Genomic DNA, 26,431 nt, shown 5'->3' with positions numbered 1-26,431 from the left:
TTACGGCGCCTTCGGAGAAAGCGCGGCATGCAGCGCGGTGATCGCCTCGGGCGTGCGGGGACCGAAGCCCAGAAGCAGCATCCCGTCCATCCGCACCACCCGGCCCGCCTTTGCGGCGGGCGTCGCGGCCAGCGCGGGATGGCTGTCCAGATCGGCCGCGCCATGCCCGCCCGCATCCTCGCCCCTGCGCGCCATCATCAGGATCACCTCGGGCGCCGCCGCTGCAATCGCCTCGTCGCCCAGCGCCTTGTAACCGTCAAAGCCGGTCAGCGCATTCTGCCCGCCCGCCAGCGCGATCATCGCCGCGGCCGAGGTGCCCGCCCCCGCCCCGGTCAGCCGCCCGCCCGCGTTGGAGAGGATAAAGAGCACCCGCGGCTTCGGCCCGCTGTCCTGCGCGACCTGCGCCAGAGCCGCCGTCATCTCGGCGTCCAGACGGGCGGCCAGCGCTTCGCCCTTGTCTGCCACGCCCAGCGCCCCGGCCACGGTGCGGATTTTTTCCAGAACCGCTTCGGGCGTATGGCCCTCGGGCACGCGGACAAGCTTCACCCCGGTTTCGCGCAGGGTTTCCAGCGTCTCGGGCGGGCCTGCGCCCTCGGTCAGCAAGATCAGATCGGGCGCGACCGACAGCACGCCCTCGGGCGAAAGTGCCCGCATATAGCCGACATCGGGCAGGTCGGTGACCGTCGCAGGATAGGTCGAGGTGGTGTCGCGCCCGACCAGTCGCCCCGTCTCGCCCAAAGCCGCCACCACCTCGGTCACGCCGCCGCCGATCGAGAGCACGCGGTCTTGCGCGGCCAGCCAGCCCGGCAGCAGCGCAAGCACCGTGGCACAGACAAGCGCCCTCATTCCGCCGCCTCCCGCAGCGGGGCATCGGGCATCTCGGCCACCAGCGTGTTCCATTGCGCGACCGCCTCCGCCCCCGCCCGCAGCACCCCGAAGATCTGCGCGATCAGCAGCCCCCGCGCATCGAAGAATTCGACCGAATGCGCCGGGCCGCGGGCGGTATTCTTCACCACGGCATAGATTTCCGCGATCTCGTCCATGCGCAAATGCAGATCGAAGCCGTGATCGAACAAAGTGATCCAGGGCCCGGCATCGCCCACCCGGCCGACCGGGCCGGTGTGGATCTCGATGCAGCCGCGGTTGCCGACGAAGATCATGATCGGCACCTCGATTTCGGCAGCACGATAGAGCAGCCGCTCGACCGAGCCCGGGGCAAGACGGCGCACGAAAGGCGCCCCGGCCAGCCGATAGGCGCCCAGCCGGTTCATCTTCAGCTTCGCGCACAGTCGCAGGAACTGATGCGTGTCTTCCAGCGCCGCCCAGCCCGCGCGCAGATCCTCCAGCCGGGCGGGATTTATCTTCGCCACCTCGGGCGGCTGCCGCGGCGCCAGCGCCAGAACCGCGCCCTGATCGTCCAGCCGCAGATCGTCGAGCAGCGGCTGCCACTGCCCGACATCGCTTCCCGGGCGCAGATGCACCTTGTGCACCGCATCCCCCGCCGCATCGAAGACCTGCAACGAGCGTTTCACCCCCTGCTCCGTCTCCTCCTCCAGCGCGAAGCCATGCACCCACTGCGCCGGAAAGATCCGCAGATCGATTTCCTCGTTCACCACCAGCGCCGCATGCGGCCCCGGCCGGTAATCGTCATAGACGCCAACCTTTTCGATCACGCAGGCATCGTTGCGGGTCAGCGCCATCAGCGGTCCAAAGGCGCTCAGCCGCGGTATCAGCCGGTCGGGGCTGGCGGCGATCCTTGTGGCGCCAAAGCCAATCTGGGCGGCGCAGATTTCCGCCTCGGCCAGACCCAGCTGGGCGGCCAGATCGCGGGCATGCAGGCGGCGGTCCAGCGCACGGGCCTTGCGGATGTCTTCGGGGCTGAGGCGCGTCATGGGCTCTCCTTTCAACATGGATCAGAAACGGATCTCAGAAACGGATCGAGGTGCCGACATGCAGGGTCCGGCCCTGCCCGTTCTCGCTGGCGCTGGCCGAAAGCCAGGGCGCATAGACCTCGTCGAAGAGGTTCGTGACCTTGGCATAGATCACCGCGTCGTCGGTCACGTCATAGCTGGCGAACAGATCGACCAGCTCGTAGCTGTCGTCCTTCTGATAGGGCGTCGAGGTATAGGCGTCGGTGAAAAGCCCACCCGAGACATGGGTATATTGCGCCCCGACCGTCAGCCGATCCGCCATGAAATCGCGCGAGAGCCGGACGGAAACGGTGTCATCGGGCAGATATTGCCCGGCGCCAAGGCCCGGGGTCTGGCTGGGCAGATGGCTGGAATTATGGGTGTAGCTGAGGCCCAGATCAAAGGCGCGGTGGGCATAGTCCAGCTCGATCTCCACCCCCTCGGTTTCGGTCGTGCCGGGCACGTTGACGAAGGCCGCGCCGGTCTGGCCGAAGGCATTGGTGAAGGCCATCGAGCTGACGATGTAATTCTCCACCTCCATGTTGTAGTAATTCACCCGCCCGGAGAGCCGGTCGCCCGCAGCGAAAAGCCCCTCGCGATCAAGGGTGAAGCCCAGCTCGACCCCCTCTTCCGTCTCAGCCTCCAGCCGCGGGTTGGCGATCATGCCGACACCCCCGCCCGGATGGCTGCCGCCCAACATGGTTTCCTGCAGCGTCGGCGAACGCATCGCCCGCGACAGCGTCACATAGGGCTGGACCCAGTCGGTCGCCTGATACGCCAGCGTCAGCTTCGGATCGAGCGAGCTATTCTTGATGTCGATCGTGCCCTTCGAGGCCTCTCCGTCCAGCCGATAGGAATTCGCCCGCAGCCCCGCGGTGATCTCCCACTTGCCCTGAACGAAGGCGTTTTCCGAAAAGGCCGAGAGCCTGCGCGCCTTGCCCGTGGTCGGGTTCACCCCGCCTTTGGTTCCGCCCAGACTGTCCTGCGACGCCTCGATCCCGTTCACGCTGGTCAGCCGCCAGCCGCCGAAGCTCAGCTCGGACGTGTTCGTCACGTCCAGCCCGCGCGTCGTCGTCGACATGTTGCGCCCGACCGCCGAGGCAGAGGGAGAGCTCCCGCGCAGCCAGTCGGTCTCGGTCTTCGCCGCATAGGCATTCACCCGCAGGTCGATCAGGTTCGATCCGGGGTCGTAATGATAGCCGATCTTCGCGACATCATTCGTCAGATGCTGGAAATAGCTCGTGGCGAAAAAGTCGGTCTCGTAGCGCATCAGCGAAAAGGTCAGCCGCTGCGTCTCGGTCAGATCATAGCCCAGCTTCAGCAGCGCCGAGGAGATGTCGGTGTCGGTATTGGCGACCTCGATTCCGTCGCCGTCCTTGTAGCTGTCGCCACTGTGGCGGCTGATCGCGGCCAGCGCGTCGAACCGCCCCGCCTTCAGCGCCGCCGCCGCCATCCCCGAGCTGGTGTCGCCGTTCGAGGCATGGTCGAGCCGCACCAGCCCGCCCTGCGTTTGCCCCTCTTTCAGCACGTCGCCCGGCTCAAGCGTGCGGAAATTCGCCGAGCCGGCGATGCCCGACCCGCCCAGCCCGGTCACCGGACCGCGCGTGATATCGATGCCGGAAAGCAGGTTTTCATCCACGAAAACATAGCCCTGCGCCGCATGTCCGGTGAGGCGGAAGGTCTGCGGCACGCCGTCAAGCGACATCGCCACCCGGCCCGAGCCCTCGAAACCGCGGATATTCACCGAAACGCCCGGATTGCCCGGATCCTTTTGCGTGAAAACCGAGGTCTGCACCCGCAACAGCCCGTCGAGATCGCTGGTGCTGGTGGCGCCGCGCAGATCGTCGCCGGTCAGATGGGTGGCGTTTTCGCCCGCAAGGATCGGCGTGCCGTCCTCGGCATGGCCGATCACGATCTGACCCAGCCAGAGCGTGTCATCGGCCTGTTCCGCCGCAAGCGGCAGGGACAGGGCGGTGGAGCAAAACAGAAAGGCGGCCAGCTGCCGCGATGCGAGGCGCATGAAGATCTCCCGGTCGAAAGCGTGTCGGCTTTGCTGGCGCGGGCTGGCAGTCCTCCATCTCAGCGCATCATTGTTATCTGAGTTATTTTGTCAAGAAATGGTTTTCATCTTCGCGGTCTTGTCTGCGGCGGCCAGCGTGATCTGCCGCGAGCACAGTGCCCGGCGCAGCGCGGCATCGTGGCTGATCACGATCAGCGCCATGTTGCGGCGTTGCGCCAAGGGCAGCAGCGCCCGCCACAGCGCCTGCGCCGCCAGCGCATCGAGCTGCGCGGTGATCTCGTCGCAGATCAGCACCCGCGTCTGCGGCAGGAAGAACCGCGCCAGCGACACCCGGGCCAGCTCGCCGCCCGACAGCTCGGCGGGGTGGCGGTCGGCCCAGCCGGGACGGATCGCCAGCGCGGCCAGAACCTCGGGGTCGGGCGGCGCGGCATTGGCCAGAATGCGCCCGACCGTCCAGCGCGGATCGACGGCCAGTTCCGGCGCCTGCGGCACATGCTGCACCGGGCCGGGCTGGCGGCGGGGAAGGGCCGCGCCCTGCCACAGCACCCGCCCCGCATCTGGGACAAGCGCGCCCGACAGCACCCGCGCCAGCGTCGATTTCCCCGCGCCCGAGGCGCCGCAAAGCCCCAGCACCTCGCCCGGCGCCAGAGTCAAAGAGAGATCCTGCAGCACCGGACGGCCGGCGAAGGCCAGCGAAATATCCTCGGCCCTCAGCATGGTGGATCGGCCTCGGCCCAGCTTTGCGCCGCCCAGAGCGCGCGGGAAAACGGATGCCGCAGCTGCCCGCCGGTGAAATCCTGTGCCAGCGCGGTTTCGACCATCCGGCCCTCCTGCAAGATCGTGACCCGCCCGGCAATGGCGATGAGCCGCGGCAGATCATGGCTGATCACGCAGACCCCCTGCCCCTGCGCGGCCAGCCCGGCCAGCAGCGCCAGGATCCGGTCTGCGGTTTCGGGGTCAAGGCCCAGCGTCGGCTCGTCGGCGATCAGGAAACCGGCGCCGGTCGCCAGCGCGGTGGCGATCAGCGCGCGTTTCGCCATGCCCCCCGACAGCTCGTGCGGAAAGGCCCGGGCGGCGGTTGCGGGCAGGCCAAGCCGGGCGAGCGCGGCGGGCAGATCGGGTGGCGGCTGCCCCGCCAGCCGGGCAAAGCGGCAAATCTGATCGCCAAGCCGGGTCAGCGGATCGAGCGCGTCGATCGCTTGCGGCGCAAGCGCCAGTTGCCCCGGGGCAAGTCCTTGCCCATCAAGCGTGATCTGCCCGGAAACCTCGGCATTGCGGGGCAAAAGGCCCATCAGCGCCTCGGCCACCAGACTTTTGCCCGCGCCGGAGCCGCCCACCAGTCCGATCACCTCACCCCGCGCCAGGGTCAGCTCAAGCCCGGAGAGCGCCGTGGCATGGCTGCCGTCATGGCGGCGAAACCGCACCGAAAGCGACCTGACCCGCAGCATCACGCCACCCCCTCGCGCGGGTCGGCGGCGCGGCGCAGGGTCTCTCCGAACAGCTCGAAGCTGAGCGCGACGATCATCAGCCCCAGCCCCGGAAACAGCGCCACCCACCAATGTCCGGCCAGAATCCCGCGCAGGCTTTCCGACAGGATCACCCCGATCGAGGGCAGATGCGGCGGGATGCCAAGGCCGATGAAGGAAAGCCCGGCCTCGTGCAGGATCGCATGCGGAAAGATCAAGACGAAGCCCGCCACCACCTGCGGCAGCAGATGCGGCGCCAGATGATGCCGCGCGATCCAGCGCCGCGGACGGCCCAGAGCGCGCGAGACGGCGACGAAATCAGCCGCGGCGACGGTCTGCGCCTCGTGCCGCAAGACGCGGGCCAGCCGCGGCCAATGCGTCAGCCCGACGCCAAGGACGACGCCCCAGATCCCGCCGCCGGCCGCATAGGCGACCAGCATGATCAGCACGAAATGCGGCAGGCCCAGCGCCATCTCGGTCAGCACGCCGACGATCCGGTCCAGGCGACGGTCCAGCGCGGCGGCAAGGCCAAGCACGACCGCCAGCGCCGTCGACAGGATCGCGGCGAAAAGCCCGACCTTGACCGAGACGGCCAGCGCGGCAAGGCTGCGTGCCGCCATGTCGCGACCCAGCGCATCGGTGCCGAACGGATGGGCCAGCGAGGGCGGCAGGTTGCGGGTTACGGCACTGACCGCGGGGCCGGTCTCGGGCAGGGCCAGCGCGACCAGGATCGGCGCGGCGAAGACCGCCGTCACCAGCCCACCGCGCCAAAGCAGCGCGCGGCGCAGCGGCGACCGAAAGCCGATCGGGCGCAGGCTTGGGCTGATATCGGTCATCGCATGTCCCTCAGCCGCGGATCGGCCAGCCGCGCGGCGATATCGGCCAGAAGGTTGCCACAAAAGACAAAAAGCAGCGTCGCCAGCGCGATGCCCAGCAGCAGCGGCGCATCGGCCCCGGTGGCGGCACGCACCGTGGCCTGACCAAGCCCCGGCCAGGCAAAGATCGTCTCGGCCAGAACCGAGCCGCCGACCAGCTCGCCCGCCCCCGCCAGATGCACCGTCAGCGCCGGGCCAAGCGCATGCCGGGCACCGTAGCGAAAGGCCAGCCGCAGGGGCGAGGCGCCATGTGCCGCCAGATGCCGCGCCGCCGGGCTTTCCAGAAAGGTCACGGCGCGGGCGCGGCTGTGCAGGATCAGCGCCGAAATGCCGACGACCGAGACGGTGACGGCGGGCAGGATCAGATGGGTCAGCCGCGCGCCAAGGCCCGCCTCGGCCGCGGTCAGGCCGGGGGGGGTCGCGCAACAGGCGGGCAACCAGCCCAGCCCCACGGCAAAGACCGTGACAAGCAGGATCGCGATCCAGAACCCCGGGCTGGCCGAAAGCAGCACCGCAACCCCCCGGATCAGCCGGTCGGGCCAGCGCCCCCGCATCGCCGCGGCCAGCAGGCCCAGCGAAAAGCCGAGCCCCAGCGCCAGGAAAAACGCCGTGCCGATCAGCGCCAGCGAGGCCCCGGCGCGCTGGGCGATCAGATCGAGCACCGGCGCGTTGTAGGTGATCGAGGTGCCGAAATCGCCCGTGGCGAGATGGGACAGCCACAGCCAGAACCGCTCGGGCGCGGGGGCATCCAGCCCCCAGGCCGCGGCGATGGCGGCGCGTTGCTCGGGGCCGACCTGCGCCACCCGCGCGCCGACATAGGCCTGCACCGGATCGACCGGGGCCAGCGAGACCAGCGTGAAGAGCCCCGCCATCGCCAACGGTACCAGCCAGAAAAGCCGGATCAGCCGCTCCAGAAGCAGCCGGGCCAGCCAGCTCCGGGCCATCAGTTGCAGGTCCATTTCCAGTCTTGCAGGCCCTGGGTGATCGGATAACCATGACCATGCGGCTCGATCTGCAGCGGGCCAAGGTCAAGGCATTCGCTGACCCAATAGCTGTGGTCGATGTTCACCAGCCAGGCCCAGGCGGCATCGCCGCGCGCGCCAAAGCCGGTGCGTCCATCCCATTGCGCCGCCTGCCATTCCGGCAGCGCGGCGGCGAAATCCGGGGCAGCCTGCGCCGCATCCAGATGCGCATCGACCACCGGGTTCTTGTAATAGCCGGGGTTGTAATACTCGACGCCCGCGAAATCGCCATGATGAAGCGCATAGATTTCAGAGGGATCATGCGCGCCCCAGCCGAACAGCACCGCATCCGCATGCATCACGTTGTCGATGTCGTCCCAGCTTTTGCCCGCAGGCTCGATGGCGATGCCCACCGCCTTCGCCTGTTCGGCAACGCCCAGCGCCAGCGCCTGACGCAGCGAATCCGAGGCGGGATAGACAAGGGTGAAGCGCGCCTCCCGCCCGTCCTTTTCGCGCAGCCCGTCGCCGTCGCGGTCGATCCAGCCCGCGGTTTCCAGCGTCACCGCGGCGGCGATCGGGTCGGCATCGGGCAGGGCGGCGGCGGGCTGATCCCAGGGCAGGCCGTCGGCCGGACCATGCGCCGGGCGGCCATGGCCATCCAGCGCCAGATCGACCAGCGCCTTGCGGTCCAGCAGCTGGTTGAGCGCGCGGCGAATGGCGGGATCGGCGGTCACGTCATTGCCGACGGGCTTGCCCGCGGCGGTCTTGCCCCCGGCGGCAACCATCGGAAACATCACGCCGCGGTTGTCGACGCTCTGCACATGCAGCGTCCGCATGCCCGGAGGCGGCGCATCGGAGCCTGCCGGGGGCACGGCCGCCACCTGCACCGCCCCGGTCTGCGCCAGCGCGATCGCCGCCGCTTCCGCGCCGAAGACGAAGCTCACCCGCGGAAAGGGAATCGTGCCGCCGTGCCAATAGGGGTTCGGTTCGACCACCAGCTGCTCGCCCGGACGCCATTCGACCATCCGGAACGGCCCGGCGCCCAGCGGATGACGGGCGTAATCCGCGCCATAGCCCGCCTTCGGCACGATGCCGAGCCCGACCAGATGGCTGGTGAAGGTGATCTGCGGCCGCATCAGCTCCAGTTCCACCGTATCGGGGGCGATGGCGCGGGCTTCGCGCAGGATCTTCATGTCAACGAGCCCGCCCGCATCGCGCGCGGCGTTGAAGGTGAAGGCCACATCCTCGGCCGTCAGCGCCGTGCCGTCGGAGAATTTCGCATCCTGCCGCAGTTTGATCGTCCAGGTCAGGCGGTCCTCCGACAGGCTCCAGCTGGTCGCCAGATCGCCGACCATCGTCAGATCGGCGTCGAAGCGCAGCAGCGTCGCCTGAAACAGCGGGTTGCCGTAGCGGCCCCAGCCCATCACCGGATCAAAGCCGCCCTCGGGCTCGCCGCCCACCGCCAGAACCAGCGGCGGCACCGGACCGGCCTGCAAGGATGTCGCCAGCGCGAAAGCCAGCAGCGCAGCAGGCACCAGCCCGTTCAAGGTTTTTTTCGACATCTCGCCCCCGCGGTATGATTTAGGAAAATCTAAATCATACGATCACGGCTTTTGTCCACAGCGAATGCGGCGGTGGGGGCTCAGGCGGTGGGGCGGCTGAAAACATAGCCGACGCCGGTGACCATCAGCGCGGCGACGGCGGCGGTCTGCCAGGCGGCGGGGTGGCGCAGCAGGATGAACAGCGCCAGACCCAGCGCCGAGCCGCACAAAGCCATCACCTTGCCGCGCCGCGGGATCGCACCGCGTTCGCGCCAGTCGCGCAGCATCGGGCCGAAGCTCGGGTGGGTCAGCAGCCAGTCCTCCAGCCGTTCGGAGGAGCGGGCAAAGAAGGCCGCGGCCAGGATCAGGAACGGCACCGTCGGCAGCACCGGCAGAAAGATGCCGACAAAGGCGACCGCCGTGAAGATCAGGCCGATGCTCAGATAGATCGCCCGCAACAGACGTTCTCCGGGCGTGTGCTGGCTCATCTCTCGCCTCCCTCGTGGCCGACGACCGCGCCGGACCGGGCGGCGTCGCGTGAAACCGAATCACCCCCCGAACCGCCGTACCCCGGACATGATGTCGCGGTGCTCTGACGTGAAGCAGGCCACAGCCGGGGCAAGGACGCAACGGAAATTGCCGGTCTGCCGGGGTCTGGGGGGGATCTTGCGGCGCCGGTTGCATTAAAGCTGACAAAAACAATCTGCTATGTCAACGCCGCCGGGCGGGCCGGGGACCAGGCGGGCGCCAGATGATGCAGCACCAGCGGTCGGCCGCCGTGGATGGCGACCGCGATTTCGGTGTCGTAAAGCGCGGAAAGCTGCGGGCCGGTCAGCACCGCCTCGGGCCTGCCCGTTGCCACCACCGCACCCGCTTTCATTGCCACCACATGATCGGCCCAGGCGGCGGCAAAGTTCAGATCATGCAGCACGATCAGCACCGAGCCGCCCGCATCGCGCAGCCGCGCCAGATGCGCCATCAGCCCCCGTGCATGCGCCAGATCGAGGTTGTTCAACGGCTCGTCGAGGATCAGCCAGGGCGTTTCCTGCGCCGCCGCCATCGCCAGATGCGCCCGCTGCGCCTGCCCGCCCGAGAGCGTGTCAAGGAAACGCTGCGCCAGCGGCTCCAGCTCGAACTCCGCCAGCGCCCGGGCGATGGCGGCGTGATCGGCAGGCCCCGGACGGCCATGGCAATGCGGCCAGCGGCCGAAGGCCACCAGATCCCGCACCCGCAGCCGCGAGGCAAGCCCGGTATGCTGCCCGAGGAACGCCAGCTCCCGCGCCAGAACCCCGCCCGGGGTCGTCGCCACATCGCGCCCGTTCACCCGCACCGTGCCGGGCGGCGGCGTCTCGACCCGCGCGATCAGCCGCGACAGCGTCGATTTCCCCGCCCCGTTCGGCCCGATCAGCGCGGTGATCTGCCCCGCGGGCAGGGTCAGCGTCGTCGGCGCCAGAATCCGCACCCCGCCCAGCGTGAAAGACAGCTCCGTCACCTCGATCATCGGATTTTCCCCCGCATCAGCAACACCAGGAACAAAAGCCCGCCGCCGCAATCCAGCACGACGCTGAGCGTGGCTTTCAGGCCCAGCAGCCGCTCGAAGACCCATTGCCCGCCAATGAGCCCGATCAACGCCAGCCCCACCGACAGCCCCAAAAGCTTCCGATGCGGCGCCCCGGGCGCGAGGCTTTGCGCCAGACCGGCGACGATCAGCCCGAAAAAGGCGATCGGCCCGACCAGCGCCGTCGCCGTCGCGGTCAGCACGGCGACCAGCGCCAGCGTGCCCAGCACCATCGCCCGATGCGGCAGGCCAAGCGACAGCGCCCGGTCGCGGCCCAAAGCCAGCACGTCAAGCCGCGGCCCCAGCCAAAGCGCCAGCGCCAGCGCAGGCAGCGCAAGGGCGGCGGCGTAAAGCAGCGTCTCGACCGAGGGGCGGGAGAAATTGGCGAAGCTGACCGATTGCGCGACGGCATTGGCATTCGGGTCGAGCACCCGCATCACCAGCACCGATCCGGCGCGAAACAGGATGCCCAGGATCACCCCGCTCAGGATCGTGCGGCCGATGTCGGCGCCCCGCGCCCGGCCCAGAAGCGTGCCGAACAGCGCCGCGGCAAGGCCGGTCATCAGCGCGGTCTCCAGCAGGAATTTCGGCCCGGCAGGCAGGGCGGCAAAACCGGAGATACCAAGGGTGGCCAGCGAAGCGCTCTGCACCAGCAGATAAAGCGCGTCAAACCCCATGATCGCGGGCGTCAGGATTCGGTTTTGCGCCACGGTCTGAAACAGCACCGTCGCCATCGCCACCGAGGCCGCCACCAGCGCCAGAGCCGCCAGTTTCTCCGCCCGCAAACCCAGCACGAAGCCGATATTGCCCGAAAGGCCCTGAAACAGCCAAAGCCCGGTGACCAGCGCCACCCCCGCCGCCAGCGTGACCGAAAGCCTAATGCCCATCGCGATCGCCCCGCCACAACAGCCACAGGAAGGCAAGCGCCCCGATCACCCCAAGGATCGTCCCGGCCGGGATCTCGTAGGGGTGGATCAGGATCCGCCCCGCCAGATCGCAGGCCAGCACCAGCCCCGCCCCCGCCAGCGCCACGACGGGCAGGGCGGCGCGCAGATTGTCGCCCATCACCCGCGTCACCAGATTGGGCACGATCAGCCCGACAAAGGGAAACATGCCCACCGTCACCACCACCATCGCGGTGACCAGCGCCACCACCGCAAGGCCAAGGCGCAGCACCGCGCGGGGGTTCAGACCCAGCGCGGTGGCGGCCTCGGGGCCAAGGCCAAGGATCGCGAACCGGTCGGCGGCGGCCCAGGCCAGCGCCACCGCTCCGCCCGCGATCCACAAGAGCTCATAGCGCCCGGCAATGACGCCGGAAAACTCGCCCGACATCAGCCAGACCGAAACATAGGGCAGCAGATCGGTTTCCCAGCCGACAAAGGTCACGCCCGCGCCCAGAACGCCGGACAGGATCAGCCCGGAAAGCGGCACCAGATAGATCTCGCGCGGGGACAGGCGGCGGATCAGCGCGGCGAAAAGCACGGTGCCCAGCAGCGCCGAGACCGCGGCCACCCCCATCTTGAGCCAGATCGGCGCGGCGGGGGCGACAAGGGTGATCGCCAGAAGCCCCGCCGCCGCCGCCTCGGGCGTGCCCGCCGTGGCGGGCTCGACGAAACGGTTGCGCAGGATCTGCTGCATCACCACGCCCGCCACCGCCAGCGCCGCCCCGGTCAGGATAGCCGCCGCGGTGCGCGGAATGCGCGAGACCCACAAAAGCAGCCCGGCCTGCCCGTCAAGGCTGGCCGCGCCGACGCACAGGCTTGCCAGCGCCAGCGCGGTCAGGACGGCAAGGCTCGGCACAAGCGGGCGGGTCATCGCCGTCTCAGCCTTCGAGCGCGGCCAGAAGTTCGGCCAGATTTGCCATCAGCGCCTGATAGCCGCCGCCCGCGATGTAAAGATTGGCGGCGTTCAGCGTCACCACCTGCCCGGCCTTGGCGGCCTTGGTGCCCGCCACCAGCGGGTTGTTCAGCGTCTCGGCGGCCGAGGGCCCCCCGGCCCCGGTGGCGGCGCCGCGATCCACCACGATCAGCCAGTCGGGATCGACCTCGGCGATGAATTCGAAGGAAATCGCATCGCCATGCACCTCGGGTTTCAGCGCCGGATACGCCTCGGGCAGGCCGACCGTGTCATGGATCCAGCCAAAGCGCGAGCCGCGGCCATAGGCGGACATCTTTGGACCGTTGGTCAACACGATCAGCGCATCGCCCTTGCCCTTGGCGGCCGCCTGCACCGCGGCGATGCGGGCATCAAGCGCGGTGGCCAGCTCGGCCGCCTTCGTCTCCTTGCCGAAAAGCCTGCCATAGGCGGCCAGTCGCGCCCGCGCGTCGCCCACCACATCGGCGGAAATCGACATGTCGATCACGGGCGCCACCTGCGCCACGGCGTCGAATTGCGCCGCCGACCGCGCCCCCACCACGATCAGATCGGGGGCGAGGGCCGAGAGAGCTTCAAGGTCCGGCTCGAACAGCGTGCCGATCGGCGCCGCGCCTTTCGGATCGAGATAATCGACATAAAGCCGGTCCGGCAGGCCGGTCGGCGTCACGCCAAGCGCCGCCAGCGTATCGGCGGCGGCCACGTCGAAGACCGCGACCGAGGCGGGGGCGGCAGGCAGGCTGACCGGGCCGCGGGCGGTGGCGATGGTCACCGGATCGGCAAGGACGGGAAGGGCGGCCAGCGTCAGCGCCGCCGCAAGTGCAAAGCGTTTCATCGGGTCTCTCCGGGGTTGGGCGTGGCTGAAACTGGCTTCGCGGGGACTCAGATACCCCCTTGCCCGGGTCTTGACCAGCAGGTAGCCTACAAAAAAACTAAGGATATACGGATGATCGTCACCACAGCCCGGTTTGCCACCCCGCATGCCGCGAAATACATCGCGCAGCTGTGCAAGCATTTCGCCCACAAGGTTCCCGCCGACTGGGACGAGACGCAGGGGCAGGCGGCGCTGCCCTCGGGCCTGGTCAGCCTGCGCGCCGAGGCCGATGCGCTGCATGTGCGGATCACCGCCGAGGATGCCAAGGCGATGATCCAGTCGCGGTTTGTGGTCGACAGCCATCTGGTGACCTTTGCCCATCGCGAGGGATTCACCGGGCTGTGCTGGCAGATCGAGGCCGGCTGAGATCAGCGCCACAGGAAACTGACCGCGGCAGCCAGAAACCCCGGGACAGAACCGCCATGGCCCTGACCTGGGATTTCCGCAAGCGCGGTGCCCAGATCCTGCGCCAGCCGCCCGGCCCGGCCCGCCATGTCGCGTTCGGCCAGCCGCGCCACCCGGTCGGGGGCGATCCCGGCCGCCTTGGCCGCAGCGGGCCGCTCCAGCGCGCCGATCGTCAAGAGCACCGCCGGGCGCGGCCCGGGCGGCGGCGCATAGGCCCCCGGATCGGTCCAGAGCGAGGGGCTGCCCGCCGCGACATGGCTGAACAGATCGGGCCGGGCAAAGCCCGCCCGCAGCGCAAAGGCGCCGCCATAGGAATGGCCGAGCACCATCCGGTGCCGCGGATCGACGGGCAGCACCGCCTCGACCCGCGGCAGGATCGTGTCGGTCAGCAATGCAAGCGTCGCCGCCGCCCCCGGGGCCTCGATCAGATCGGGGCCGCGCCGGGCCAGATCGATCAGCCCCGGCCCGGGCCAGCCGATCCCCACCACCACCGTCGGCCGCACCGGCCCCGCCGCCTGCGCCGAGCCCTGCAGCACCAGCGCCTCGCGCAGGGTTGCGAAACTCCAGCCCGCATCAATGGCATAGATGATGCCATAGCCCCCGGGCGGGGGCGGCGCATCGGGCCAGCCCACCACCACGGCCAAGGGCCCCTGCGGCGCGGCGATCTCGAACCGGGCGGTGCGCTCAAGCACCAGCGCCGGTCCCAGATCCTGCACCGTCCCGACAGTCTGGGCGGCCGCCCCCGTGCCGCCCAGCACCAGCATCAGGGCCAGCACCCGCCGCATCAGAACCGCCGCGTCAGCGCCAGCGAGACGCTGCGGGGTTCGCCGCGGAAGTTGAAGACAGTCGGGCCGCCGACGCGGGAATAGTAATCCTTGTCCAAGACGTTCGAGACCGTCAGCCGCAGATCGGTCATCTCGTTCAGCTGCCGCTTCGCGGTCAGGTCGAGCACGCCATGGCCCGGGGCGCGGATCGTGGTCGTGCCCGAAACCGAGGAAAAGCCCGAGACCGCCCGCCATTGCCCGCCAAAGGACCAGTCAGCCAGCGCCCCCTCGGTCACGTCATATTCGGCCGAAAGCTTCAGCATGTGCCGCGGCGTGTAGGTCGAGAACTGCGCACCCGCGGTGGGGCCGTTGCGATATTCCGAGCTCGACCAGGTGTAGCCGCCCGCCAGATGCAGCGAAGGGCCGATCTCGCCCGCCGCTTCGATCTCGAAGCCGCGCATCCGCACCTCGCCCTCGGCCACGGCATATGTGGTGCCCGGCACCGTCTGCGCCCGGTTCACCTGATCGAGCTGGAACAGCGCGGCAGAGACATCGAGCCCCGCGCCCAGCGTCGCCTTGGCGCCGATCTCGATCTGCTGGCCTTCGAGCGGATCGAGCACCCGGCCCGCCGCATCCAGCGCGGTCTGGGTCTGGAAGATTTCGGTATAGCTGGCGTAAAGCGTCGTTTCCGGGGTCAGATCGAAGGTCACCCCGGCAAAGGGCGTCGGATGGGCATCCACGCCCACCTGCGTCCGCAGCCCGCCCGCCGAGACCGAATCGACATCATGCCAGCTCAGCCGGGTGCCCCCCAGCAGCGTCAGCCGGTCGGTCGGTTTCAGCCGCCCCTGCGCATAGACCCCGCGCGAGGTGGTGTCGGTCGTCGCCACCGGCCCATAAGTCACGTTCGGCGCCGCCAGCCCGGAGGTGTTCCAGTTGTCGAGATCCCAGCTGCCGGAAAAGCTGCCCGAGGCGACGCGCAGGCTTGTGTCGCTGTTTTGCGCATCGACGCCCAGGATCGCCAGACCCTCCCAGCCGCCCAGCGCAAAGGGCAGTTCGGCATGGGCGTCGAAGGCGGTGGTGTCATGGGTGAAATCGCGGGCGATCCAGGACAGCCGCGACACGGTATTGTCGGCTGCCGCCGCCGTGCCGGTATAGGCGTAAAGGAAATCGCCGGTCTGATGCGAGCGGCGCAGGCTGGTCTTGACCCGGACGCCATTCTCGAAGCGGTGCTCGAGCGCGGCGACGCCATCGGTCACGTCATTGTCGAAGCGGTTCCAGTCGGCAGCGGTGGTGACCGCCGGATCAAGCCACAGCAGCGTGCCATCGGCCCGGGTCGGCAGGCCGTTATAGGGCGCGATATCGCGGCGCATGTTCGAGATCGAGAAGGTCGCGGTGGTATTCGGGCCGATATCCCAGGCCAGCGCGCCATAAAGCTGATCGACGCCGTTTTCCTGCTTGTCGACAAAGCCGTCGCCCGCCGCATGGGCGGCCACCACCCGGCCGCGCAGAGTTCCCGCGGCATTCAATGCGCCGCCGTAATCCAGCTCCAGCCGCTTTTGCCCGACCGAGGTGACAGTGGCGGTGACCGACCCGCCCGGCTCGGTCCGGTTCGCCTGTTTCAGCCGCATGTTCACCGCCCCCGCAGGCGAGCCCGCGCCGATGAACAGCCCCGAGGGCCCCTTGAGAACCTCCACATGGTCAATGATCGACAGATCCGGCTGCGTGCCATAGATCGAGCTGACCGGCGCGGGCAGGCCGTCGTAATAAAGATAATCCAGCTCGAACCCGCGCGAGAACAGCGAGGACCGGCCGATGTCATTCGACAGCACCAGCAGGCCCGGGGTGTTCTCGATCGCGGTTTCCAGCGCGGTATAACCGCCGTCCTCGATCTGCTTGCGGGTCACGACCGAAGTCGATTGCGGCACTTCGCGCGGGGTCATCGCCGCCTTTTCACCGACCGAGATCAGCCCGCTTTTGTAGCTGTCCGTGCCCTCGGTCTCGTAGCTGGCGCCCTTGACGGTGATCGCCCCCAGATCGGTGCTGTCCTCGGCCCAGGCCCCGCCCGCAAGCAACGGCGCGACCAGCGCCGTGCCCAGGAAAAGCGCGCTGCGCATCGTCAGTCTCTGCATTCCGGTTCCTCGTCTTTATATCCGATAATTTTTGTAATATATTTTCAGGAGACGCCCGGCGCCGCCACGGCCCGGGCTTGCGAAAACCGTCAAACTGCTTGTCGAAACCGTCAGATTGAGGCCGCGATGACCCGTTCGATCCTGTTGCAGGACATTGCCGCCGAGGCGCATCTGTCGGGGGCGGAGTTCGGCGCCACGATTCGCCCGGATCGCGTGGCGCTGGAGGGAGTGAGGATTGCGGGGCAGCTGCCCTCGGGGCTGCGGCTGCATACATTGGATGCAACGGCCGCGACCGATTTCGAGACCCGGATCCTGCGCGACCCCGGGGTGGTGCTGCATCTGATCCTTGCGGGCAGTGCCGAGGCCTTCATCGGGCCGCATCGGCTGCGGCTGGAACGCCGGGCCAAAGAGCCGGTCCGGATGGCCTTTTACGCGCTGGAGGCCGCGGCGCCCTTCCTGCGCCGGGCGCGGGCGGGCGATCATCTGCGCAAGGTCAGCATCGACATCGGCTGGGACTGGCTTGCCGCGCGCGGCATCCCGCCCGCGCGGGTTCTGGACGGCGCCGCCTTTCGGCACGAGACCTGGCCCGCGACGGCGACCGAAACCGCGATGGCCGAAGAGCTGGTGGCGCTGGACCGGACCGGCGCCAATCCCGGCAACCCGCTCAGCCGCGAGGCGCTGGTCTTCGGCCTGGTCGCGGGGCTGATGGCGCGGCTGACCGCCGCCCCCGGGGCATTGCGTCCGGCCGAGACCGAGCGGCTGCGCCGGCTCGAGGATCGGGCGCTGCGCCCCGGCCCGATGCCCGATCTGGCGCAGATCGCCGAGGAGGCGGGGATGAGCCTGTCCTCGCTGCAGCGGCTGTTTCAGCGCGCCTATGGCGTGTCGGCGAAGGCGCGGATCAGGGCCTTGCGGCTGCGCCGGGCCGAGGCGGCGCTGCGCGGCGGGGCGAGCGTGCGCGCGGCGGCGCATCTGGCGGGCTTCGTCTCGGTCGAGAGCTTCGCCACCGCCTTTCGGCGGGAATTCGGCCTGCCGCCCTCGGCGCTGGGGCGCTGAGCCGGGCGCGGTTTTCGGCCACGTCACCGCGCCGTGACCCGTCGGGCGTGGCAAAGCCCGGGCAAACTCTGTATATCTGCGCGAAACGTCGCGAAAGGACTGCCCGTGACCATCCATCTGCACATGAACGACCTGCCCGAGGGGCTTGATCTTGGCCCCGTCGTCGCCATCGATACCGAAACCATGGGGCTTGATCCGCGCCGCGACCGGCTGTGCCTCGTGCAGATGTCTTCGGGCGATGGCCATGCGCATCTGGTGCAGATCGCGAAAGGCCAGACCGAGGCGCCGCGGCTTTGCGCCATGCTGGCCGATCCGAAGGTGGAGAAGCTTTTCCACTTCGCCCGGTTCGACATTGCCGCGCTTTACAATGCCTTCGGCGTGGTGACCGCGCCGGTCTTCTGCACCAAGATCGCCTCGAAGATGGTGCGCACCTTCACCGACCGGCACGGGCTGAAATATCTGCTGGCCGATCTGGTGGGCGTCGATGTCTCGAAGCAGCAGCAGACCTCGGACTGGGGCGCGTCCGAGCTGACCCAGGCGCAGCTCGACTATGCCGCCTCGGACGTGCTTTACCTGCATCAGCTGAAAGCGGCCCTGGTCGAACGCCTCGCCCGCGAGGGCCGGACCGAGCTGGCGCAGGCCTGTTTCGACTTCCTGCCCGCCCGGGCCCGGCTGGATCTGATGGGCTGGGAGGAACCGAATGACATCTTCCACCACTGATTTTGCCGATACCGCCCGGCGCGTGATCGAAATCGAGATCGCCGGGCTGCAGGCGCTGGCGGAAAACCTGAACGGTGCCTTCGGCGCGGCGGTGCAGATGATCCTGTCCGCGCGTGGCCGGGTGATCGTTTCGGGCATGGGCAAATCGGGCCATATCGCGCGCAAGATCGCGGCGACGCTGGCCAGCACCGGCACGCCCGCGCAATTCGTGCATCCGGCCGAGGCGAGCCATGGCGATCTGGGCATGGTCACGCGCGAGGATGTGGCGCTGGTGCTGTCCAACTCGGGCGAGACGCCGGAGCTGGCCGATCTGATCGCCCATACGCGGCGGTTTTCCATTCCGCTGATCGGCGTTGCGGCACGGCCCGACTCGACGCTTTTGCGGCAGGCCGATGTGGCGCTGGTGCTGCCGCAGGCCGAGGAAGCCTGCGGCACCGGCGTCGTGCCCACCACCTCGACGACGATGACGCTGGCGCTTGGCGATGCGCTCGCCGTCGCGCTGATGGAGCATCGCCAGTTCACCCCCGAACATTTCCGCACCTTCCATCCGGGCGGCAAGCTCGGCGCGAAACTGTCCAAGGTTGCGGATCTGATGCACCGGGACATGCCGCTGGTGACCGGCACGACGCCGATGCCCGAGGCGCTGTTGATCATCAGCCAAAAGGGTTTCGGCGTCGTCGGCGTCACCGATGCCGAAGGGCGGCTGATCGGCATTGTCACCGATGGCGATTTGCGCCGCCACATGGACGGGCTTTTGTCGCGTTCGGTCGCCGAGGTGATGACCCGCTCGCCGCGCACCATCGCCCCCACCGCGCTGGCCGAGGCCGCGGTGGCGGTGATGAACGACTGCAAGATCACCTGTCTGTTCGCAGTCGAGGACGGCAAGCCGGTCGGCATCCTGCATATCCACGACTGCCTGCGCGCCGGGGTGGTGTGATGACCTCTGAAAGCCGCCATACCGCGCTGGTGCATTGGGCCAAGATCGCCCTGCCGCTGTGCGCGCTGGTGCTGCTTTCGACGCTGTTCCTGTTTTCCGGCAAGGTCGACCCGACCACGGCGGCGATCTATTCCAAGGTCGATGTGGCCACCCTTGCCCGCGAGCAGCGCCTGACCGCGCCCGAGTTTTCCGGCATGACCGAGGACGGTGCGGCGCTGACGGTGCGGGCCGCGACCGCCGCCCCCGATGCCGCGGGCAATGGCGCCTCTGCCAGTCAGATCATCGCCAGGCTGGAGGAAGGGTCGGGCGTCGTCACCGACCTGCGCGCGAAATCCGGCCGGATCGATCCCGCGGCGGGGCAGATCCGGCTGCATGACGGCGTGGCGGTGCAGACCACCTCGGGCTATCGGATCGCGACCGAGCAGCTGGAGATGGCGACCGACCGCACAGCGATCACCGCGCCGGGCGCGGTCTCGGCCGAGGCGCCCTTCGGGCGCTTGCAGGCCGGTCGGATGCAGATTGACCGCAAGGATGCGCAAACCGGCTCGGATCTTGTGTTCCAAGGCGGCGTGAAGCTGATATATCACCCGCAGAAATGAGGTTCCGATGCGCTTTCTGCCTGCCCTTGCCGGTCTGACCCTTGCCCTTGCCTGCGGCGCGGCCACGGCCCAGGAGGTCGCCTTTCCGGGCCTGCGCACCGACACCAGCGCGCAGGTGGAGGTGACGGCCGACAGCCTCTCGGTGCATCAGGCCGATGGCTCTGCGGTCTTCACCGGCAATGTGCTGATCGTGCAGGGGCCGATGCGGCTGAAGGCCGAAAAGGTCGAGGTCGAATATGGCGCCGACCGCAGCAAGATCGCGAAACTGCATGCCTCGGGCGGGGTGACGCTGGTCTCGGACAAGGATGCCGCCGAGGCCCGCGAAGCCGTTTATGAAGTCGCCGCGGGCGCCGTCGAGCTGACCGGAGACGTGCTTTTGACGCAGGGGCGGAACGTGCTTTCGGGGCAGCACATGACGATCGATCTGAAGACCGGCACCGGGCGGATGGATGGCCGCGTGCGCACCATCCTGCAGCCGGGGGACCGCCAATGACCGAGGCGCAGCGGATCGAGGCTGAAAGCCTGACCGGGCTGGATGTGACCAGCCTGCGCAAGAGCTATCGCAAGCGGCTGGTGTTGCGCGATGTGTCCTTGCGGCTGGAGCGCGGCGAGGTGGTGGCGCTGCTCGGTCCGAACGGGTCGGGCAAGACGACCTGCTTTTACGCCATCGCCGGGCTGGTGGCGCCCGATGCCGGGCGGGTGAGCATCGATGGCATCGATGCGACCGGGCTGCCGATGTATCGCCGCGCCCGGCTGGGCATCGGCTATCTGCCGCAGGAGGCCTCGATCTTCCGCGGCCTGACGGTCGAACAGAACATCCTGGCGGTGCTGGAAATCGCGCTCGACGATCCGCACCACCGCCGCGAGCGGCTGGAAGAACTGCTCGGCGATTTCGCCATCACCCATCTGCGGCAGGCCCCGGCGCTGGCGCTGTCGGGGGGCGAGCGGCGGCGGGTGGAGATTGCCCGCTGTCTGGCAGCTGACCCGAAATATCTGCTTCTGGATGAACCCTTTGCAGGGGTGGACCCGATTGCGGTCTCGGAGATCCGCGCCTTGGTGTCGCATCTGAAGGAACGCGGCATCGGCGTTCTGATCACCGATCACAACGTCCGGGAAACGCTGGAAATCGTTGATCGGGCTTATATTCTTCACGATGGCAGGGTGCTGATGTCGGGCCGCACCGAAGAGGTGGTGCAGGACGAGAACGTCCGTCGCGTCTACCTCGGCGAGAATTTCCGGATTCAGTAACAGAGCTTTCACAAAGGATGCGTTCGGGCAGTTGACAGCCCCGCGGTTCCGTTCCCAAATACGGGTTATGTGCACCAACGCACCCTCGCCCCGTTTCCTGTTCGGCCCGATTCCCGGCCCTGATCGGATTTGGGGTTCGACCTCCCCGGTTTCAAAGAAGAGTTCAACCACCTCGCATTCCGGACAGAGCATTCCGGTTGCGGGACAATGACGTGAAGGAGAAGCCATGCGTTATCAGATCAGCGGAAAACAGCTCGACGTTGGCGAAGCCCTGCAAACCCATGTGAAGACCGAATTGGGGGAAACGGTCGACAAATACATGCAGCGACCGACCGATGCGACCGTGGTGTTTTCGCGCACCTCGCATGAATATTCCTGCGAAATCACCGTGCACCTGTCCACCGGCCTGACCGCCTCGGCCGCGGGCCGTGCGGGCGAAGTCTATGCCGCGTTCGAAGCCTGCCGCGAAAAGATGGACAAGCAGCTGCGCCGTCACAAGCGCCGCCTGAAAGACCATCACCGCGAACGCGTGACGCCGGTTGAATTCGATGCCGCGGGCCTGTATGTGCTCGCCGCGGAAGATGACGAGACGGAACCCGCTGGCGACAGCCTGGCACCGGTGATCGTCGCCGAGATGGAGACGAAAGTCCCCACGATCTCGGTCGGCGAGGCGGTGATGCAGATGGAGCTTTCGACGAAGCCGCTTCTGGTCTTCCGTAACGAGAAACATGGCGGGGTCAACGTGGTCTACCGGCGTGAAGACGGCAACGTTGGCTGGATCGATCCCCGCAACATCAAGTGAGCGTTCGACGATGGGCGCGGAAAAAGGACAGATGGATCTTTCCACCCTGCTCAAACCGGCGGCGGTCAAGGTATTGACCAATGTCACGAGCAAGAAGCGCCTGTTTCAGGACCTTTCCGAAATCGCGCATTCAGCCTACGGGCTGGATGCGATCCAGACCATGGATGCGCTGCAGGAGCGCGAGATGCTGGGGCCGACCGGCGTCGGTCATGGCGTCGCGCTGCCGCATGCGCGTCTGCACGGGCTGAAATCGGTGGTGGGCGTGTTCCTGCGCCTGGAACGACCGCTGGATTTCGACGCGGTGGACCGGTTGCCGGTCGATCTGGTCTTTGCGCTTTTCGCGCCGAAGGATTCGGGCGTCGAGCATCTGAAGGCGCTGGCGCTTGTGTCGCGGACGCTGCGCAATGTCGAGACCTGCGCGAAACTGCGCGCCAATTCCGATCCGGCGGCGCTGCATGCGGTGCTGACGGCGGTCAACGGCGGCGTGCAGCCGGCCTGATCAGGCCTTTTTCCGTTTCCACGGCCCAAAGCCGAAGGTCATGTAATCCCGCGCATAGCTGTCTGCCGCGGCCTGTTCCAGTTCCGGCATCCAGATCTCGGAGAGCTTGACCGGCGCGGTGTCGCCCTGCGGCGCAGCGAAGGCCGGGGCCGCGACGCCGGTCATCTGCGCCAGCACCGCCAGATCCCCGGGCAGGCGGTCTTCGCGGGCGATCAGATCGGGTGGGGCGAATTGCGCGATGCCCTGCAGGCTGGCCGATTGGCTGGCCCAGAGCGGATGCACGGCAAGGCTTGTCTGCGCGTTCAGGTTCGTCTTCACCCAGCCGAGGAAAGCCAGCAGCCCCGCCGCCCAATCCTGTGCGGCCATCGGCTTGCCCTCGGGCGGCAGCGGCAGCTTGTAGCTGCGGCGCAGCACCTCCCGGGTCTCGGCCATCCCGTCTTGCGACAAAAGCGCGGCAAAGGCCAGATGGGCGCGCAAGAGCGGATGCCGGACCACGGTGAAACTGCGGTGGCCGACATGCCGTCGCTTCCACTGCCGCAGCGTCTTTTGTGAGAAATCGCTTTCCAGCGGACCCAGTTTCGCCAGCCAGTCGCGGATCGGCGCGTCAAGCCCCGGCCGGATCGGCAGATACAGAAGCCCGGCCTCGCAGCCGATGAAACCGGGCACGCCCGGGCCCCGGCGCGGCTCGAAATTCGGCGTGCGCGACAGGTTGAACCGGTCGATCCGCGCCAGCGCCGCTTCCATCGCCGGGAAATTCGCCACCTTCTCTTCCAGCGCCTCGGGGTTTTGCACCACAAGGCTGCCGGGCAGGGCGGTCAGCCGTCCCTCGACCCCGAGCCAGTCGGCCAGACCGTTCAGCACCGCCAGATCCTGCGCGTCTTCGTAATCGATGTAAAAGGCTGTCTGTCCCGAGCTTTGCAACGCCCGCATCAAGGTGATCTGGAACCCCTGCAGGGTTTGCAGATGCGCCTCGAATTCGGCGGCATCGAAGTCGGCCTGCGGCGTCGCCTTGCGGTGCCGGGCATCGCCCAGCCGCCATTGCCCGGTCGCCCGCGCCAGCTTCAGGCTGACATAGCTTTCGACCGGATTGCGGGTCAGCACGATCTTGGCGCAGCGCCGGTCTTCGAGCATCGCCGCAAGCACGCGCGGATCGTGGTCGTGAAAGAACCGGCAGCCGTTCAGCCCCTCGGCCGCCTTGATCCGGGCCCAAAGCGCCAGCGGATCGGCGTCGCGGGCCTCGCGCGTCAGGCCCAGAAGTTCGGTCCGTTTCGGATAGCCGATCAGCGCGGGGTTGAAGGCCTCGCCGTGGCAGGCGACGCCGGGCAGTTCGTTCAGCGCGGCTTCAAGCAGGTTCGAGCCCGTGCGCATTTCCGCAAAGACGACGAAGCAATCGAAGCGGCTCATCTCATTTCACCATATAGGGGCGGCGGCGCGGCGGTGGCACGGTTTCCCCCGCCACCGGAAAATCGCCCATCAGCCGCGGCTGCATGCCCTGATTGCGCAGGTTCTGCAGGAATTGGCCAAAGCCGGTCAGCTCGATCATCTGCGGCGCCTCGGTCAGCCGTCGCGTCGCGCGCGGGCTGATCTCGTCGATGATCATCTGCAACGGCTCCATCGGGTTTTCGATGAATTCCGCCATCGTCCAGATCCGCACCCGCGCCTTCACATACATCGAGCGCAGGATGTTCAGCTGGTCGATCTCGATCTGTTGCAGCCGGGCGGCTTCGCGGCGGATTTCGGCGAAATCCATCTGCGAATGGAACAACGGCACCGCCCAGGCGCCCGAGATGACCGAGATCTGCGCATTCGGATCGGTGGCGGTGAACCAGTTGATGTCCTGGGTGTCGCGCGGGGAGAACATGAAACATTGCCGCTCGCCGCGGCCGTTCCAGATCAGATTGGTCAGGAACATCTTCGGATTATAGTCCCGCAACGCCGCGCTGTCGCTCAGACAGCCGTTGAACATCGTCTCGCCACCGGCAAAGGCAGCGCGGTCGGGCCCGAACAGATGGCCATGCACCCGGGCGCCCACGTATTTCGCCAGCCAGCCCTCGAAGTTTTCGAAAAGATCGGAAAACCCCTGAAAGATCGAATATGGTGCCGAGGTCTTGCCGTTCTCATGGTCCTGCCGCGGAAACCGGCTTTGCATGTAAAGCCCGGGCCGCCCGCGGGTGCGCCGTTCGACCGCCTTCGAAAACAGCCGGTCGATCTTCGAGGGGTTCGGTTCGGCCAGGCTTTCGGCGGGCCGGTCCGACAGGAAAGTGGCGTAAAGCTTGTCGGCCTTGGGCCAGATCTTGCGGGCGACAAAGCAATCCGAGCGCCGCAGAAGCTGCAGGTGGTCGTCGTAGAAGATATGCGGCTTGCCCAGATAGTCGAATTTCGACAGCGTCAGCGAGCGGCTTTCGATATTCGTCGCGTAGATCCGGACGAGCGACTGGAAATAGCTTTCATCGGGGATCCAGACGCGGCGGAAATAGCGGTCATGCTGCGGCCGGTCCGGGGACTGCAGGATCGCCGTCAGGGTCGGACGCGACAGACACCACCATTGGCTGCCCAGATGCGGGACGATGCCAGCGGGGATCTTGCGCTTGAAGCCGATGCGGCGCTGGAAATCGACATAGGCATCGAACAGCCGCCGTCGCTTTTTCCAGGAAAACGGGAAGCGCAGGGTGAAGCGTTCCATGTCGATGCCGCCCACCGTCCAGCCGACCTCGGCGGTGGTGACGCTTTCGATGAAATCGGTGTCCGGCCGGGCGGCCAGATAATCGGCCAGCTCGTGCAGCGGCCGCAGCGGCAGACAGGCGCCCGAGGCCAGAAACACATGCCCGACCTCGGGGTGGCGGGACAGCAGTTGCGTGGCCCCGGTCTGCGCCGCCTGCACCAAAGACCAGGTGCCCCAGTCGCATTTGAAGCGGGTGCAGAACGAGACCCTGTCCAGATCGGCGAGCGCCCGGCCAAGGGCGTCGTAATCGGCCGCGGGCACGCGGGCATCGACATGCACCACCACCGGCGCACCATGGCTGGCCCAATAGCGGGCAACCTGGGCCGCCCGGTCCAGTGCGGTATGACACATCATGATGAAGCCGACCGTCACCGCCCCGCCCTCATGCCCAGTTGCCCTTCGACATCAGCCCCAGAATTTCCAGCTGCCGCCAGTTGATATATTTTTCCGACCACTTGGTCCACAGATCGGGTTCGGTCCCCAGCCGGGCGCTATAGGCCTCGTATTCGCGGGACTCCGCGTAATGTTCGCGGCGCTGCATTTCCTCGGCCACCTTGGCACTCAGCGGTGACAGGAACTTGGCATGCAAAAGGCAGCCCGAGGCCTTTTCGCCCCCCCATTCATCATAGACCATGTTCAGCCCGCGCGGCAGGATCATATGGGTGGAGGAGGCGAAGACAAAGCCACGTTCCCATTTCACCAGCGGGATCTTGTTCAGCGAGGGCGCCGAGAGCGGATCTTCGGCAAAGAACACCCGCGCCCGCGGCCCGCCCTGAATCCACAGGTTCTGCATCTTGCGATTGCGGGAAATCATGTAGTTGCCGGCATCGAACCAGCTGGCGATCTCGAACGGGTTCTGCCCCTCGCGGTAGGGGACGGCGTCGATCGGCCCCTTGGGATACATGTCGAGCAGCATCGCCGGGAAGCTGCGCAGGTGATAGGTGTCCAGCCAGTCGGTCAGCGCGTCGATCGGGCGGGTATCGCAGAACGGATAGACGAAGAATTCATCCGGATCGACGGTCAGCGTCCAATGGCCGGTGCCGTATCTGCGCAGCAGATGGTTGAGCCAGTCCATTCCGAAAGACGCGGCCTTGTAAGAGGCCGTCGTCGTCCAGACCGAACAATCGGGCTGCGCCGCCAGATACTCGCGCGAGCCGTCGGTGCTGTCATTGTCGACGAAGATGAAATGGCCCACCCGCATGTCGCGGTAATAGCGCAGGAAATACGGCAACCGGACGCGTTCGTTGCGCAGGGTGCAAAAGACGATCACATCCCGGGCGCCGATCTTCGCGGTGCGGTCGGCCACGGGCTTCAGCTGGCGGCGCTTGCGGAATGCGCGCCATTGGCGCTGACGCCGCTCCCGTCGAAGCCTGATCGCCTGTCTCAGTCTCAAACTGCCCCCGTCCCGGTCGTGCCTTGCGGCCCTTTCCTAGCGCATCCCGCTTGCGACAGGATTAATTCCTGCCCGTTTCCGC

The 26,431-nt window shown here is 67.6% G+C and carries 27 protein-coding genes; 9 read left to right on the top strand and 18 right to left on the bottom strand.

Going from position 1 to position 26,431, the window contains the following annotated elements; all coding sequences use genetic code 11:
* The 13 genes from AC4PTB_RS00585 to AC4PTB_RS00525 all read right to left on the bottom strand — a co-directional run bounded on the left by AC4PTB_RS00585 (window position 1) and on the right by AC4PTB_RS00525 (window position 13,039).
* A complete protein-coding gene (locus tag AC4PTB_RS00585; protein ID WP_492191204.1) occupies window positions 1-846 on the bottom strand; it encodes a heme/hemin ABC transporter substrate-binding protein in 846 nt (281 codons plus the stop codon).
* Complete coding sequence (locus AC4PTB_RS00580; protein ID WP_492191203.1) at window positions 843-1,892, bottom strand: hemin-degrading factor; 1,050 nt, start codon at window positions 1,890-1,892, stop codon at window positions 843-845. Before AC4PTB_RS00580 ends, AC4PTB_RS00585 begins: the two co-directional genes overlap by 4 nt.
* Window positions 1,893-1,926: 34 nt before the next feature.
* The gene (locus AC4PTB_RS00575) at window positions 1,927-3,930 is read right to left on the bottom strand and encodes a TonB-dependent receptor domain-containing protein (RefSeq protein WP_492191202.1); all 2,004 of its coding nucleotides are present in this window, start codon (window positions 3,928-3,930) and stop codon (window positions 1,927-1,929) included.
* A gap of 90 nt (window positions 3,931-4,020) precedes the next feature.
* Window positions 4,021-4,647, bottom strand: coding sequence for an ATP-binding cassette domain-containing protein (locus tag AC4PTB_RS00570; protein ID WP_492191201.1), 627 nt, complete (start codon window positions 4,645-4,647; stop codon window positions 4,021-4,023).
* On the bottom strand, window positions 4,641-5,378 hold the full coding sequence (locus tag AC4PTB_RS00565) for an ATP-binding cassette domain-containing protein (protein ID WP_492191200.1): 738 nt from the start codon (window positions 5,376-5,378) through the stop codon (window positions 4,641-4,643). The genes AC4PTB_RS00570 and AC4PTB_RS00565 overlap by 7 nt, the downstream gene beginning before the upstream one ends.
* Window positions 5,378-6,232, bottom strand: coding sequence for an ABC transporter permease (locus AC4PTB_RS00560; RefSeq protein ID WP_492191199.1), 855 nt, complete (start codon window positions 6,230-6,232; stop codon window positions 5,378-5,380). Before AC4PTB_RS00560 ends, AC4PTB_RS00565 begins: the two co-directional genes overlap by 1 nt.
* Window positions 6,229-7,215: an ABC transporter permease gene (locus tag AC4PTB_RS00555; protein WP_492191198.1), complete on the bottom strand. Its 987-nt coding sequence runs from the start codon at window positions 7,213-7,215 to the stop codon at window positions 6,229-6,231. Before AC4PTB_RS00555 ends, AC4PTB_RS00560 begins: the two co-directional genes overlap by 4 nt.
* The gene (locus AC4PTB_RS00550; protein ID WP_492191197.1) at window positions 7,215-8,795 is read right to left on the bottom strand and encodes an ABC transporter substrate-binding protein; all 1,581 of its coding nucleotides are present in this window, start codon (window positions 8,793-8,795) and stop codon (window positions 7,215-7,217) included. The genes AC4PTB_RS00555 and AC4PTB_RS00550 overlap by 1 nt, the downstream gene beginning before the upstream one ends.
* A gap of 80 nt (window positions 8,796-8,875) precedes the next feature.
* Entirely contained in the window at window positions 8,876-9,262 is a 387-nt protein-coding gene (locus AC4PTB_RS00545; RefSeq protein ID WP_492191196.1) for a YbaN family protein, read from the bottom strand.
* 218 nt (window positions 9,263-9,480) lie between these two features.
* The gene (locus AC4PTB_RS00540; RefSeq protein ID WP_492191195.1) at window positions 9,481-10,275 is read right to left on the bottom strand and encodes an iron ABC transporter ATP-binding protein; all 795 of its coding nucleotides are present in this window, start codon (window positions 10,273-10,275) and stop codon (window positions 9,481-9,483) included.
* Window positions 10,272-11,219, bottom strand: a complete 948-nt coding sequence (locus AC4PTB_RS00535) for an iron chelate uptake ABC transporter family permease subunit (protein WP_492191194.1) — start codon at window positions 11,217-11,219, stop codon at window positions 10,272-10,274. The genes AC4PTB_RS00540 and AC4PTB_RS00535 overlap by 4 nt, the downstream gene beginning before the upstream one ends.
* A complete protein-coding gene (locus AC4PTB_RS00530; RefSeq protein ID WP_492191193.1) occupies window positions 11,209-12,147 on the bottom strand; it encodes an ABC transporter permease in 939 nt (312 codons plus the stop codon). The genes AC4PTB_RS00535 and AC4PTB_RS00530 overlap by 11 nt, the downstream gene beginning before the upstream one ends.
* A gap of 7 nt (window positions 12,148-12,154) precedes the next feature.
* Window positions 12,155-13,039, bottom strand: a complete 885-nt coding sequence (locus tag AC4PTB_RS00525) for a siderophore ABC transporter substrate-binding protein (RefSeq protein ID WP_492191192.1) — start codon at window positions 13,037-13,039, stop codon at window positions 12,155-12,157.
* 111 nt (window positions 13,040-13,150) lie between these two features.
* On the opposite strand from AC4PTB_RS00525, the gene AC4PTB_RS00520 reads away from it, so the two are divergent.
* Window positions 13,151-13,444: a DUF2218 domain-containing protein gene (locus AC4PTB_RS00520; protein WP_492191191.1), complete on the top strand. Its 294-nt coding sequence runs from the start codon at window positions 13,151-13,153 to the stop codon at window positions 13,442-13,444.
* Between the two features lie 2 nt (window positions 13,445-13,446).
* Here the strand turns inward: AC4PTB_RS00520 and AC4PTB_RS00515 are convergent, their stop codons facing one another.
* Together AC4PTB_RS00515 and AC4PTB_RS00510 are read right to left on the bottom strand one after the other, a co-directional pair.
* Window positions 13,447-14,268 (bottom strand): alpha/beta hydrolase, encoded by an 822-nt coding sequence (locus AC4PTB_RS00515; protein WP_492191190.1) that lies wholly within the window; start codon window positions 14,266-14,268, stop codon window positions 13,447-13,449.
* Window positions 14,268-16,376, bottom strand: a complete 2,109-nt coding sequence (locus tag AC4PTB_RS00510) for a TonB-dependent siderophore receptor (protein WP_492191189.1) — start codon at window positions 16,374-16,376, stop codon at window positions 14,268-14,270. The genes AC4PTB_RS00515 and AC4PTB_RS00510 overlap by 1 nt, the downstream gene beginning before the upstream one ends.
* A 126-nt stretch (window positions 16,377-16,502) precedes the next feature.
* Between AC4PTB_RS00510 and AC4PTB_RS00505 the strand changes: the two genes are divergently transcribed.
* The 8 genes from AC4PTB_RS00505 (at window position 16,503) to AC4PTB_RS00470 (ending at window position 22,234) form a co-directional block, all read left to right on the top strand.
* Window positions 16,503-17,429 carry a helix-turn-helix transcriptional regulator gene (locus AC4PTB_RS00505; RefSeq protein WP_492191188.1) on the top strand — a complete coding sequence of 309 codons (927 nt, stop codon included), beginning with the start codon at window positions 16,503-16,505 and terminating at the stop codon, window positions 17,427-17,429.
* Window positions 17,430-17,534: 105 nt separating this feature from the next.
* Window positions 17,535-18,149 carry a ribonuclease D gene (locus AC4PTB_RS00500; protein WP_492191187.1) on the top strand — a complete coding sequence of 205 codons (615 nt, stop codon included), beginning with the start codon at window positions 17,535-17,537 and terminating at the stop codon, window positions 18,147-18,149.
* Window positions 18,130-19,086, top strand: coding sequence for a KpsF/GutQ family sugar-phosphate isomerase (locus AC4PTB_RS00495; protein WP_492191186.1), 957 nt, complete (start codon window positions 18,130-18,132; stop codon window positions 19,084-19,086). The genes AC4PTB_RS00500 and AC4PTB_RS00495 overlap by 20 nt, the downstream gene beginning before the upstream one ends.
* Window positions 19,086-19,685, top strand: coding sequence for a hypothetical protein (locus AC4PTB_RS00490; protein WP_492191185.1), 600 nt, complete (start codon window positions 19,086-19,088; stop codon window positions 19,683-19,685). Before AC4PTB_RS00495 ends, AC4PTB_RS00490 begins: the two co-directional genes overlap by 1 nt.
* A 7-nt stretch (window positions 19,686-19,692) precedes the next feature.
* A complete protein-coding gene (lptA, locus tag AC4PTB_RS00485) occupies window positions 19,693-20,178 on the top strand; it encodes a lipopolysaccharide transport periplasmic protein LptA (protein WP_492191184.1) in 486 nt (161 codons plus the stop codon).
* On the top strand, window positions 20,175-20,933 hold the full coding sequence (gene lptB, locus AC4PTB_RS00480) for an LPS export ABC transporter ATP-binding protein (RefSeq protein WP_492191183.1): 759 nt from the start codon (window positions 20,175-20,177) through the stop codon (window positions 20,931-20,933). Before lptA ends, lptB begins: the two co-directional genes overlap by 4 nt.
* A 226-nt stretch (window positions 20,934-21,159) precedes the next feature.
* Window positions 21,160-21,735 carry a ribosome hibernation-promoting factor, HPF/YfiA family gene (gene hpf / locus AC4PTB_RS00475; protein WP_492191182.1) on the top strand — a complete coding sequence of 192 codons (576 nt, stop codon included), beginning with the start codon at window positions 21,160-21,162 and terminating at the stop codon, window positions 21,733-21,735.
* 31 nt (window positions 21,736-21,766) lie between these two features.
* Window positions 21,767-22,234: a PTS sugar transporter subunit IIA gene (locus AC4PTB_RS00470; protein WP_492191181.1), complete on the top strand. Its 468-nt coding sequence runs from the start codon at window positions 21,767-21,769 to the stop codon at window positions 22,232-22,234.
* Here AC4PTB_RS00470 and AC4PTB_RS00465 read toward each other — a convergent pair whose 3' ends face one another.
* The 3 genes from AC4PTB_RS00465 to AC4PTB_RS00455 are packed head-to-tail and all read right to left on the bottom strand — an operon-like array spanning window position 22,235 to window position 26,349.
* Complete coding sequence (locus AC4PTB_RS00465; protein WP_492191180.1) at window positions 22,235-23,638, bottom strand: nodulation protein NodH; 1,404 nt, start codon at window positions 23,636-23,638, stop codon at window positions 22,235-22,237.
* Between the two features lies 1 nt (window position 23,639).
* Window positions 23,640-25,328 (bottom strand): DUF5927 domain-containing protein, encoded by a 1,689-nt coding sequence (locus tag AC4PTB_RS00460; protein WP_492191179.1) that lies wholly within the window; start codon window positions 25,326-25,328, stop codon window positions 23,640-23,642.
* 10 nt (window positions 25,329-25,338) lie between these two features.
* On the bottom strand, window positions 25,339-26,349 hold the full coding sequence (locus AC4PTB_RS00455; RefSeq protein ID WP_492191178.1) for a glycosyltransferase family 2 protein: 1,011 nt from the start codon (window positions 26,347-26,349) through the stop codon (window positions 25,339-25,341).
* Window positions 26,350-26,431: the final 82 nt, after the last annotated feature.

It is taken from the genome of Rhodobacter sp. 4.3.4 (assembly GCF_058724655.1).
Note: the sequence above shows the minus strand (reverse complement) of the source record. Positions and strands in the feature narration are given on the sequence as shown.